The sequence below is a fragment of the Rhodoblastus sp. genome (assembly GCF_041915505.1).
In the GTDB taxonomy this organism is placed as follows: domain Bacteria; phylum Pseudomonadota; class Alphaproteobacteria; order Rhizobiales; family Beijerinckiaceae; genus Rhodoblastus.
Window position 1 is genome coordinate 1 of record NZ_JAYSBG010000093.1, and the last position, 11,003, is coordinate 11,003.

Annotated in this window: 12 protein-coding genes and 1 pseudogene; 9 read left to right on the top strand and 4 right to left on the bottom strand. The window is 65.7% G+C overall.

What is annotated here, in order from left to right; all coding sequences use genetic code 11:
• Positions 1 to 296 precede the first annotated feature (296 nt).
• Entirely contained in the window at positions 297 to 590 is a 294-nt protein-coding gene (locus ACE3S9_RS07995; protein WP_374545917.1) for a hypothetical protein, read from the top strand.
• A 57-nt stretch (positions 591 to 647) separates the two neighbouring features.
• Here ACE3S9_RS07995 and ACE3S9_RS08000 read toward each other — a convergent pair whose 3' ends face one another.
• Positions 648 to 1,649, bottom strand: coding sequence for a polysaccharide deacetylase (locus ACE3S9_RS08000; protein ID WP_374545918.1), 1,002 nt, complete (start codon positions 1,647 to 1,649; stop codon positions 648 to 650).
• Between the two features lie 9 nt (positions 1,650 to 1,658).
• Between ACE3S9_RS08000 and ACE3S9_RS08005 the strand changes: the two genes are divergently transcribed.
• Positions 1,659 to 2,114 carry a GNAT family N-acetyltransferase gene (locus ACE3S9_RS08005; RefSeq protein WP_374545919.1) on the top strand — a complete coding sequence of 152 codons (456 nt, stop codon included), beginning with the start codon at positions 1,659 to 1,661 and terminating at the stop codon, positions 2,112 to 2,114.
• Here the strand turns inward: ACE3S9_RS08005 and dnaN are convergent.
• A complete protein-coding gene (dnaN, locus tag ACE3S9_RS08010; protein WP_374545920.1) occupies positions 2,111 to 3,229 on the bottom strand; it encodes a DNA polymerase III subunit beta in 1,119 nt (372 codons plus the stop codon). The genes ACE3S9_RS08005 and dnaN overlap by 4 nt on opposite strands.
• Positions 3,230 to 3,476: 247 nt before the next feature.
• Between dnaN and ACE3S9_RS08015 the strand changes: the two genes are divergently transcribed.
• Together ACE3S9_RS08015 and ACE3S9_RS08020 are read left to right on the top strand one after the other, a co-directional pair.
• On the top strand, positions 3,477 to 5,762 hold the full coding sequence (locus ACE3S9_RS08015) for a PBP1A family penicillin-binding protein (RefSeq protein WP_374545921.1): 2,286 nt from the start codon (positions 3,477 to 3,479) through the stop codon (positions 5,760 to 5,762).
• A 50-nt stretch (positions 5,763 to 5,812) separates the two neighbouring features.
• Positions 5,813 to 6,166, top strand: coding sequence for a hypothetical protein (locus ACE3S9_RS08020; RefSeq protein ID WP_374545922.1), 354 nt, complete (start codon positions 5,813 to 5,815; stop codon positions 6,164 to 6,166).
• An 18-nt stretch (positions 6,167 to 6,184) separates the two neighbouring features.
• Here ACE3S9_RS08020 and ACE3S9_RS08025 read toward each other — a convergent pair whose 3' ends face one another.
• Positions 6,185 to 7,513, bottom strand: coding sequence for a dihydroorotase (locus tag ACE3S9_RS08025; RefSeq protein WP_374545923.1), 1,329 nt, complete (start codon positions 7,511 to 7,513; stop codon positions 6,185 to 6,187).
• 148 nt (positions 7,514 to 7,661) lie between these two features.
• Here ACE3S9_RS08025 and ACE3S9_RS08030 point away from each other — a divergent pair, with 148 nt between their 5' ends.
• On the top strand, positions 7,662 to 8,474 hold the full coding sequence (locus ACE3S9_RS08030; protein WP_374545924.1) for a folate-binding protein YgfZ: 813 nt from the start codon (positions 7,662 to 7,664) through the stop codon (positions 8,472 to 8,474).
• On the opposite strand, the gene ACE3S9_RS08035 is transcribed toward ACE3S9_RS08030, so the two are convergent.
• Positions 8,475 to 8,840, bottom strand: a complete 366-nt coding sequence (locus ACE3S9_RS08035; protein WP_374545925.1) for a carboxymuconolactone decarboxylase family protein — start codon at positions 8,838 to 8,840, stop codon at positions 8,475 to 8,477.
• A 112-nt stretch (positions 8,841 to 8,952) separates the two neighbouring features.
• Between ACE3S9_RS08035 and ACE3S9_RS08040 the strand changes: the two genes are divergently transcribed.
• The 4 genes and pseudogenes from ACE3S9_RS08040 to ACE3S9_RS08055 form a co-directional block, all read left to right on the top strand.
• Positions 8,953 to 9,582, top strand: a complete 630-nt coding sequence (locus ACE3S9_RS08040; protein ID WP_374545926.1) for a DNA-3-methyladenine glycosylase I — start codon at positions 8,953 to 8,955, stop codon at positions 9,580 to 9,582.
• Complete coding sequence (locus tag ACE3S9_RS08045; RefSeq protein WP_374545927.1) at positions 9,579 to 10,181, top strand: HD domain-containing protein; 603 nt, start codon at positions 9,579 to 9,581, stop codon at positions 10,179 to 10,181. Before ACE3S9_RS08040 ends, ACE3S9_RS08045 begins: the two co-directional genes overlap by 4 nt.
• Positions 10,181 to 10,690 carry a tyrosine phosphatase family protein gene (locus ACE3S9_RS08050; RefSeq protein WP_374545928.1) on the top strand — a complete coding sequence of 170 codons (510 nt, stop codon included), beginning with the start codon at positions 10,181 to 10,183 and terminating at the stop codon, positions 10,688 to 10,690. The genes ACE3S9_RS08045 and ACE3S9_RS08050 overlap by 1 nt, the downstream gene beginning before the upstream one ends.
• Positions 10,687 to 11,003, top strand: a pseudogene (locus ACE3S9_RS08055) (NAD regulator); the annotation flags it as partial. The gene ACE3S9_RS08050 and the pseudogene ACE3S9_RS08055, both read left to right, overlap by 4 nt.

Sequence of the window (11,003 nt, forward strand, 5' to 3'; positions counted from 1 at the left end):
TCGGGAGGCTTGGGCGTCGCAGACGACCAGCCAGCCGTGCGGCTGGATCGCCCGCGCAGGCGTGACGCGCCAATCGTCCAAGCTGCTTTGCAACATGTGACTGTTCCCTCGCAACCGTCTCTTGGCCTCGCCTTTGGGCCTCCCGCGACGCGCGGCTTTCGCGGGCGCGTTATGGTCTGTGCCGACCATAAGGTTAAAAAAGCGTTGCAATTTAGACACGGCGAAATTTTTTTTGAAACTTTTTTGATGGGACCGCGTTAGCGAGTCGTCAGTCGGCCACATCGGAGGGTTTGGCCATGCGGGGTTTTGATCGGCAGTTGTTTCGCTTCATTCTCGTCCTGGCGCTCGGCGCGGGGCTCGCCGCCACGGCCGCCCAGCCGTCGAAACGGAAAGTCGCCGCTCGCGAGAAGCCTGCGCCGATCATTCTAGCCGCCGCATTCGAAAACGCGCCTCCGTCGGCCTCCGAGGCCGTCGTTGGCGCGCGCGTCGATCAATGCTCGCTCAATCCGCGCGATTACGCCGATGAGCGGCCGATCGGGGACAAATCCGACAAGAGCGCCAAGAAGAGACGCGTCGTTGTGTGCGGGTGACGCAATGAGGGGACGGCGACTTCCGGCGGGCCCGCAGTGCGGGCCCGTTTCTTATTATCAAGGCGCTTCGTCGAGCGGCCGGAACGGCTGCGGCAGCGCATTTTCCCGGCTCAGGCGGTCGAACTGATTGAGGCCAAACGGCTCGTTGCCGTTGGGATGAACCAGAATGATCGCCCCAGGCGGCGGCGCCTTCGGCGTCAGCGCCAGCCAGGCGTCGGCGCCGAGCGGGATCAGAAAGGCCTCGCGCACGGAATCCATCAGTGTCTTGTCCGAAATCAGGCCCGGAAAGCGGAAAAAGGCGTTCGGAACCTCGCCATTGGCGATAAGCAGCCGTTCGACGTCGAGAATTTCGCGGCTCATGTCCACGCCCGGCACGAGCAGGAAATTATGGGCGTCGGCGAGGCCGGGCCGATAGGGATGATGGAAGGAATGGTTGGTGAAGGAAATCGCCAGCCGTCCCTCCGCCTTTTCCCGCCGCAGCCAGAGAAAATCCTGCGGATGCTGCTGCATCCAGACGCCGGTGATGGACAAGGCGACCGGGGTCGCGGCGCCGGGCCGCTCCAGCGATTGCAGAAAGGCGCGGTCGAGCGGCCGATGCGACGGGCAGAGATCGCCGGTTAAAAAGGCGCCGCCGCCTTTGCCGCGCACGAGGCCGGCATTGTCGAGCCAGGTCGCGCCGGGCGGCAAGGTCTTGCCGGGCGCCTGCGCGAGACGCTCGACGGATTGCATGAAACGGGTCGAGGCCTGCGCCTCGGGCGTGGTCGGCGCGCAGGTCCAGCAGGCGGCGCGCTTCAGCCGCGTCGTCAACGCCTCGGGGTCGACCGCGAGGAATAGCTCTTCGCCATCGACCCGCATGGTCCGCGTCGCCAGAACCGGGGCTGCGCCTTCGCGGCGGCAGCTTTCCAGCGCGATCTTGTAATCCGTCACCCGGCTGATCGGCTGCAGGGGGCCGGCGAGCGGGGCTTCCACGCCGACCGGCGCATCGCATGGGGACGCCGCCCTTGCGCCGGAACAGACCAGCGGCCACAGTGCCAGGGTCAGGGCCAGAGCTTTTCTCATGCGCGACCAATGATGGAAATCACGCCGCAATCCAAGCCTTTTTCCTTTTGCATCGCCCGCGAGACGGCGCCCGAAGCCGGTCGGGCGACGCGCGATCGGCTGGCGGCGGAGGTCGCGGCTGATTTCGGCCCCCGCGACGAGCGCGCCTTCGCCCTCGTCGCTCGCGACGCCGCCGGCGAATGGCTCGGCGGGGTCAATGGCGTGATCCATTGGCGCTGGCTCTATGTGGCGCAATTTTTCGTCGCCGAGCCCTGGCGCAAGCGCGGCCTCGGCGCCGCTTTGCTGGCGGAGGCCGAGCGTCTGGCGCGTGAGACTGACTGCGTCGGGCTCTATCTCGACACGTTCGGCCCGTGCGCGCTCGCCTTCTACCAAGCGCAAGGTTTTGTGCTCGCCGGGACCATCGAGAATTTCCCGCCCGGCGCGGCGCGGACTTTCTTGTACCGGCCGCTTACACCCGCAATTTAAACTCTCATGGGCATAAGGACATAAAGCGCACTGGCGCCATCGCGGTCCTGGATGATGGTCGGCGAGCCGGAATCATTCAGCTTGAACAAAGCCGTGTCGCTGTCGAGCTGATTGGCGATATCGATCAGATAGCGGGCGTTGAAGCCGATTTCGAGCGGCGCGGCGTCATAATCGACCTCCAGCTCCTCCACCGCCGAGCCGGAATCCGGATTGGTGACGGACAGCACCAGCTTGCCGTCGGCGACCGCCAGTTTCACGGCGCGGCCGCGCTCCGAGGAAATGGTCGAGACGCGATCGACCGCATCGGAGAAATCGCGGCGCTCGACGGTCAGGAACTTGTCGTTATGCGCGGGGATGACGCGGGCGTAATCGGGGAAGGAGCCGTCGATCAGTTTCGAGGTCAGCACGACCGGCCCGAGCGTGAAACGAATCTTGGCCGCCGACAGCTCGATCGTGATCTCGGCTTCCGGGTCTTCGATCAGCTTCTGCACTTCCGCGACCGCCTTGCGCGGCACGATCACGCCCGGCATGCCCGAGGCGCCCGCCGGGGCTGCGGTTTCGAGCCGCGCCAGCCGGTGGCCGTCGGTGGCCACCGCCCGCAGCACGGATTTGCCGTCGGCTTCGGTGACATGGAGGAAGACGCCATTGAGGTAATAGCGCGTCTCCTCGTTGGAAATGGCGAATTGGGTCCTGTCGAGCAGGCGTTTCAGCTCGCCGGCGCCGAGCTTGAAAGAATGGCTCAACTCGCCGGCGGCGAGATCGGGAAAGTCGCTTTCCGGCAGGGCCTGCAGGTTGAAACGCGAGCGGCCCGAGCGCAATTGCAGCTGGCCGCTGTCCTCGCCGCTTTCGAGCGACACCTGGGCGCCGTCGGGTAGCTTGCGCACGATTTCATAGAGCGTGTGGGCCGGCAAAGTGGTCGCGCCGGCCTGTCCGACATCGGCCGGCGTGGTTTCCGTCACTTCGAGGTCGAGGTCGGTCGCCTTGAGCTGCAATCCGCCGCCGCTCGCGCTGAGCAGGACATTGGAGAGAATCGGAATGGTCGTGCGGCGCTCGACGACGCGATGGACATGACCGAGCGACTTCAGCAGAGCCGTTCTCTCAAGCGTGACTTTCATTGGACTGCTTTTCCGATGACTGACTTATCCGCCCGGGCGGGCCTTGCCCTGGCGGGGGCGCAACTTTGCCGCGCCGCGTGCGGCAAAGCAAGCGCCGCGCTCTGTTTTGACAGGGCTTTGCGACGGCTTATCCACGCCCGCGCTTTGGGCTCGGCTTGGCCAAAAGGCTTAACCGGCCCTTAAACCGCCCGATTTATTCTATCTTTCGCCGGGACAGGCGGCTCATCGGCAGGTCGGATCGGGGGAAATGGCGCGCAAAAAGGCGCAGCAGGAGCGCATCGAGCCCAGATTTGCCGATGAGGACGAGGATGGCGCGCCCCGCGTCGTCGCGGAAAAACGCGCCTCGCGTCAGAAGGGCGCCGGAGACAAGCCGGCCCGGCGCGGCGGCCGCACGAAAGAGAAAAAGAAGCGTCGCTCGCTGCTCGGCGGCCTGGTCTATTGGGGCTTCGTGCTGGCGATTTGGGGCGTGATCGGCGCCGGCGGCCTGTTCATCTTCTACGGCTCGCAACTGCCGCATATCGACCAGCTCGCCGTGCCGAAACGGCCGCCGAATATCGCCGTTCTGGCGGTGGACGGGTCGTTGCTCGCCAATCGCGGCGACACCGGCGGCGCGGCTGTTCCCTTGCGCGATTTGCCGCCTTATCTGCCCAAGGCCTTCATCGCCATCGAGGACCGCCGTTTCTACAGCCATTGGGGCGTCGATCCGGTCGGCGTCGTGCGCGCGCTGACCAAGAACGTCACCGGGCGCGGGACCGTGCAGGGCGGCTCGACCCTGACCCAGCAGCTCGCGAAAAACCTGTTCCTGACCCAGGAGCGCACGGTTTCGCGAAAAATCCAGGAGGCGATTCTCGCGCTCTGGCTGGAGCATAAATATTCCAAGGACCAGATTCTCGAACTCTATCTGAACCGCGTCTATTTCGGCTCCGGCGCCTATGGCGTGGATGCGGCGGCGCAGAAATATTTCGGCCATCCGGCCAAGGACGTCACCTTGCCCGAGGCGGCGATGCTCGCCGGCCTGATGAAGGCGCCGACCAAGCTCGCGCCCAACCACAATGAATCGGCGGCGATCGAGCGGGCGAATCAGGTCGTCACCGCCATGGCGCGCGAGGGCTTCATCACCGAATCCGAGGCCAAGGGCGCTTTGGCCCGCCCCGCCCATGCCGTGCGCGGGCGCGACGGCGGCTCGCTCAATTACGCCGCCGATTATGTGATGGATGTGCTGGACGACACGATTGGCGCAATCGACGAGGACATTGTCGTGACCTCGACGATCAATCCAGCGATGCAGGCGGCGGGCGAGCGCGCCCTGACCGACGTGCTCAACAAGCAGGGCGGCAAGTTCGGCGTATCGCAGGGCGCGCTGGTGTCGCTCGACGGCACCGGCGCCGTCCGCGCCCTGATCGGCGGCCGCGATTACGAGGACAGCCAGTTCGACCGCGCGGTGCTCGCGCATCGCCAGCCGGGCTCGTCCTTCAAGCCCTTCGTCTATCTCACCGCGCTGGAGCACGGCCTGACGCCGGACAGCATGATCGAGGACGCGCCGATCAATGTGCGCGGCTGGCAGCCGGAAAATTCGACCCACAAATATATGGGCCAGGTGAATCTCACCACGGCGCTGGCGCTGTCGCTGAATACGGTGGCGGTGCGGCTGGGCTTGCAGGTCGGCCCGCGCGCGGTGATCCAGACCGCGCACCGGCTTGGCATCGCCTCGGAATTGCAGTCCAACGCCTCGATTGCGCTCGGCACCTCGGAAGTGACGCCGCTGGAGCTGGTCGCGGCTTACGCGCCCTTCGCCAATGGCGGCATCGGCGTGCAGTCGCATATCATCACCAAGGTGCGCACGGCGGACGGCAAATTGCTTTACGCCCGCAAGGGATCGAGCAATGGGCGGGTGATCGACCCGACCTATGTCGCGATGATGAACGCCATGCTGGAGCAGACTTTGATCATCGGCACCGGCAAGAAGGCCGATCTGCCGGGTTGGCAGGCGGCGGGCAAGACGGGCACCAGCCAGGATTATCGCGACGCCTGGTTCGTCGGCTATACCAGCCAGCTCGTCACCGGCGTCTGGCTGGGCAATGACGACAATTCGCCGACCAAAAAGGCTTCCGGCGCCAATCTGCCGGTCGAAATCTGGTCGCGCTACATGCGCGACGCGCTCAGGGGCGTGGCGGTCGCCGGCCTGCCGACCGGCGGCTGGCGCAGCGAGAGCCTGTCGGGGCCGTTCGCGGGCGCGCTGTCTGGCGGAACATCCGGCGCTCCCTGGCCCTTCCCGCAGCCGGCGCAGAACCCGCCGCCCCAATCCGCGCCGCATATGGACACCAGCAATCCCTCGGCGCCGACCCTCGTGACCGGCGCCGCGCGGCCGACTGCGCCGCAGGACGTCACCGGCGCGGTCACGCCGCGCGACGATGGACGAAGCCCGCGCGACGACGCGCCGATCCCGCCGGAGGACATTCCCGGCGCGCCGGGCCGCCGTCTGCCACCCGACCCGGACAACCGCAATTTTCTCGAAAAGCTGTTTGGCGGTTGAGTTTTTTCCGCGCGCCTCTATCTAGGAGGCAGACGGGAAAGGAATTCGCCATGCGCAGCGGGCGTTGGATCGGCGGGGCGGTGTTTTGCGCCGGTCTTGCCTTGTCGGGTCAGCCGGCGGCCGCGGGGGACAATGTGAGAGTCCTCCAGGGCGAGTCCTTCTGGGAAGGCGACCCGGGGCCGGTCAGCGATCCCTACTGGACCCAGGGCCAGTATAAATATGACCCCAACGGCTATCTGCTGCGGAACTGGCGCGACGCCGATCAATTTCACCTGATGACGGTGATTGGTCCGCATTCCGGCAAGGACAATTGTGTGTTTCGCCGGCGCGTTACTGTGTCGGACTGGGAATTCCGGCATCCCTTCCTGCGCGTGTGCCGCACGCCTCCCAACGACAAGAAGTGAAGGCGCGGCGCGCGCGCTTCACAAAGCTTCGAGGAAGCGGATCGGCCGTCCGGTGGAGGGGGTGAGCAGCTCGCCTTCCCACATCACGCGGGCGCCGCGCACGAAAGTCCCGACCGGCCAGCCGGTCACTTCCTTGTCGTGATAGGGCGTCCATACGCAGCGTGACGCGATCCATTCATCGCGGATCGTCTGTTTGCGCTTGAGATCGACAATCGTCAGATCGGCGTCATAGCCCACCGCGACGCGGCCCTTGCGCGCGATCTGGAACAGGCGGGCCGGGCCGGCGCTGGTCAGATCGACGAAGCGTTGCAAGGTCAGGCGTCCCGCCGCGACATGGTCGAGCATGATCGGCACGAGGGTCTGCACGCCGGTCATGCCGGAGGGGCTGTCCGGATAGGGCTTGGCTTTCTCCTCCAGCGTATGCGGCGCGTGGTCGGAGCCGAGCACGTCCACCACGCCCTGATCGAGGCCGCGCCAGATCCTGTCGCGATGGCTCTTGTCGCGGACCGGCGGGTTCATCTGGATCTTGGTTCCGAGCGTGGAATATTCGTCGGCGGAAAGGGTCAGATGATGCGGCGTGACCTCCACGCTGGCGACATCCTTGTGGGCCGCGAGAAATTCGATTTCCTCGCCGGTCGAGACATGCAGAACATGGATGCGCGCGCGCTGTTCGCGGGCGATGGCGATTAGCCGCCTGGTGCAATTCAGCGCCGTCTCGACGTCGCGCCAGACCGGATGCGAGGCCGGATCGCCGGGAATGCGCAGGTCCTTGCGCTCGTTGAGGCGAAATTCGTCCTCGCTGTGGAAGGCGGCGCGGCGGCGCGCATGGCGCAGGATTTCCGTCACGCCGGCGTCGTCGGCGATCAGCAGCGAGCCGGTCGAGGAGCCCATGAAAACCTTGATGCCCGCCGCGCCGGGCAGGCGCTCCAGTTCGGCGACATGTTTGGCGTTTTCATGCGTGCCGCCGACCCAGAAGGCGAAGTCGCAATGCATCCGCGCTCTGGCGCGCGAAACCTTGTCGGCGACCGCTTCCGGCGTCGTGGTGAGCGGATTGGTGTTGGGCATTTCGAACACGGCGGTGACGCCGCCGAGCACAGCGGCGCGCGAGCCGGTTTCGAGATCCTCCTTGTGAACCGGGCCCGGCTCGCGAAAATGCACCTGGCTGTCGATCACCCCCGGCAGCACGTGCAGGCCGGCGCAGTCGATGATTTCGCCGGCGCTCGCCTGCGACAGGTCGCCGATGGCGGCGATAGTCCCGGCGCGGATTCCGACATCGCGCGGCGCGACTCCATCGTGGTTGACCAGCACGCCGCCGCGCAGGATGAGATCATAGCTGGCTTGCGGCATGGGGCCTCCGGAAATTTTCGCATTGTCGCGGACCAAAGCTTGCATGGCCGCGTTGGATTGAAGCGGGGCCGACATTATATCGGCCGCGCGCGTTTGGACAGGCCGGCGGCGCGTAGGGACACCGGCCGGGGTAAAGATGGGGAAGACGATGAAAGCGGCTCATTTGACCGATCGTGGCGTGGTTCGGGTCGGCGGCCCCGAGGCGCGCGGCTTCCTTCAGGGCCTCGTCACCGGCAATGTCGTGACGCTCGGCGAGGGCGAGGCGCGCTGGGCGGCGCTGCTGTCGCCGCAGGGCAAGATCCTGTTCGATTTCCTGATGATCGCGACGCCGGACGCCATTCTGCTCGACGTCACGCGCGACAAGGTCGCCGATCTGGCGAAGCGGCTGACCATGTACAAGCTGCGCGCCAAGGTCGAAATTTCGGATGAAAGCGACCATTTTGGCGTGATCGCGCTTTATGGCGGCGCGCCGGGCGAGGGCGCGCGCGATTCGCGCCATCCTGACATGGGAACGCGGCTGATCGTTCCGGCGGCCAAGGTCGAAGCGCAGATCCTGACCTTCGGCGGCGATTATGGCCTCGACGATTACGCCGCCCATCGCATCGCCTTGGGCGTTCCCGAGGGCGGGGTGGATTTCGCCTATGGCGACGCCTTTCCGCATGAGGCCGATATGGATCAGCTCAACGGCGTGGATTTCAAAAAGGGCTGTTTCGTCGGTCAGGAAGTGGTGGCGCGCATGCAATATCGCGGCACCACGCGCAATCGCGTGCTGAAGGTGATGCTGGAGGGCGCCGCGCCCGCGCCGGGGGCCATTGTCATGGCCGGCGACATCAGGGTCGGAACCATGGGCTCCAGCGCCGGCGCGCAGGGCCTCGCGCTGCTGCGCGTCGACCGCGCCGAGGAGGCCGCGCAGGCGGGCCAGGCTCTGGTCAGCGGCGAAACCCGGCTGCGCGTGGTCTGATCATTCGGCGGCGGTCTTCTGCGCCGCGAATTGCGAAAAGGCCTGGACGGCGTGGCTGGCGTACATGACGGACGGCCCCGCGCCCATATAGATTGCCATGCCGAGGGTCTCCATGATCTCCTCGCGGCTCGCTCCCAATTGGGCGGCGGCCTTGGCGTGGAAGGCGATGCAATCGTCGCAGCGCGTGGCGACGCCGATGGCGAGCGCGATCAGTTCCTTGGTTTTGGCGTCGAGCGCGCCGGTTTTGGTCGCGTTCTGCGCCATGGCCGAAAAGGCCTTCATCACCTCGGCGACGCCCTCGCCGGAGCGCAGGTCGCGCAGGTGAGCGGAGAGTTTTTGCGTGGTCTCGGGCCAGTCGTGGATCATGAGGCGCTCCATAATTGTCTTTAACATATATACGAATAAACGAATATATCAAGAGCCTTGCCCGACCCCGCGCGCCATTGGCGAAGTCGCCGCGATTGGCTAAACCAGAGGCATGACCGACGCGCCGAGACGAAAAGCCATCGCCCATCCCGACGGCAAGCTACGCTGCCCTTGGCCCGGGCAGGATCCCGCTTATGTCGCCTATCACGACGACGAATGGGGCGTGCCGGAATTCGACTCGCGCGCTTTGTTCGAGAAATTGATTCTCGACGGTTTCCAGGCCGGGCTGTCGTGGATTTCGATCCTGCGCAAACGCGACAATTTTCGCCGCGCCTTTGCGGAATTCGATCCCGAACGGATCGCCGCGTTCGACCAGGCGAAAATCGACAGCCTGATGGCCGACGCGGGCATCATCCGCAATCGCGCCAAGATCGCGGGCGCCGTGACCTCGGCGCGGCTCTATCTCGACATCGAGGCCAAACAGGGCTTTTCGGCCTATTTGTGGGACTTCGTCGACGGCCGGCCGATCGTCAACGCCTTCCGCGCGCTGGAGGAGGTTCCGGCCCAGACGCCGGTCTCGGAAAAGCTGGCGAAAGACCTCAAGCAGCGCGGCTTCAAATTCTGCGGCCCGACCATCATTTACGCCTTCATGCAGGCGGTCGGCATGGTCAACGACCATCTGGTCGATTGTCATTGCTACAAGGCCTGTCAGTTATCTTATAAAGCGTCGGGGCGGGCATGAAGCGTGGAACGGCGCCGCGCGCCTGGCAACGCATGCTGTCCGGGCGCCGGCTCGATCTTCTCAACCCGTCGCCTTTCGATGTCGAGATCGAGGACATCGCCCATGGCCTTGCCCGCGTGGCGCGCTGGAATGGCCAGACGCGCGGCGCCATGATCTTCTCGGTGGCGCAGCATTCGGTGTTGGTGGCGGAAATCTGCGGCCGGCTCGATCCCGCCATTCCGGCGCGCTGGCGTCTGCACGCCTTGCTTCACGACGCGCCGGAATATGTCATCGGCGACATGATCTCGCCGTTCAAGGCGGCGCTCGGCGGGGTCTATCACGAGGTCGAGGCGCGGCTGGCGCGCGCGATCCTGCAGCGTTTCTCGCTCAACCCGGACCCGCCCGCCGCGCTCGCCCTGCTGACCAAGAAGGCCGACCGCATCTCCGCCTTTTTCGAGGCGACGATTTATGCCGGCTTTGAATCCGACGAGGCGAAAAGCCTGTTCGGCGCGCCCGCGATCGGGCCGGAGCCGCTGGAGAGCCTGCTCGCGCCGATGAGCCCGGAACAGGCGCAGGCCTTGTTCCTGGAGCGGTTCAAAACCTTCGAAAAGGGGCTGTGATGGGCCGGCTCTATGTCTGTCCGCTCAGCAAGGTCGCGCAGGTCGTGGCGGAAACCGGCGCGGAGCGGGTGGTGTCGCTGCTCGGCCCCGCCTTCGCGCCGCCGCGCCTCGAGAGACTCGCGCCGGGACGCCATCTGGCTCTGGGACTGTCGGACATTACCGAAGCGCGCGAAGGCCATGTGCTCGCCGGCGCCGATCACATCGAGACGCTGATCGCCTTCATCCGCGCCTGGGACCGCGCCCGCCCGCTGGTCGTTCATTGTTATGCCGGGGTCAGCCGCTCGCCGGCGGCGGCTTATATCGCAGCCTGCGCGCTCACCTCGGCGCGCGAGAGCGACATTGCCCAAAATTTGCGCCGGCTTTCGCCTTCCGCCACGCCCAATCCGCATTTCATCGCGCTGGCCGACTCGATACTGTCGCGGCAGGGCAGGATGGTCGCGGCGATCGAATCGATCGGCCGCGGCGCCGATTGTTTCGAAGGCGATGTTTTCTTTATGGATATGCAGTGAGCGGCCCGTCCCACCCCTCGGTCCCGGTCGAAATCGGCCTGACCGCCGCGATTGTCGCGGTGCGGGGCGATACGCCGCTCATTCTGGTCGCGCGCGGTGCGGGGGGAGACGCTCAGGAGGGCGGCGCGGCGGCGCTGCCGTCGGGTCCGTTCGATCCGGTCAACCATCGCACCTTCGAAATCGGCCTGCGCGCCTGGGTCGCGGAACAGACCGGCGTGCCGGTCGGCTATGTCGAACAGCTCTACACTTTTGGCGACCGCGGCCGCGACAGCGGCGCCGACAGCCGCGATCCCCATGTCGTCTCGGTCGGCTA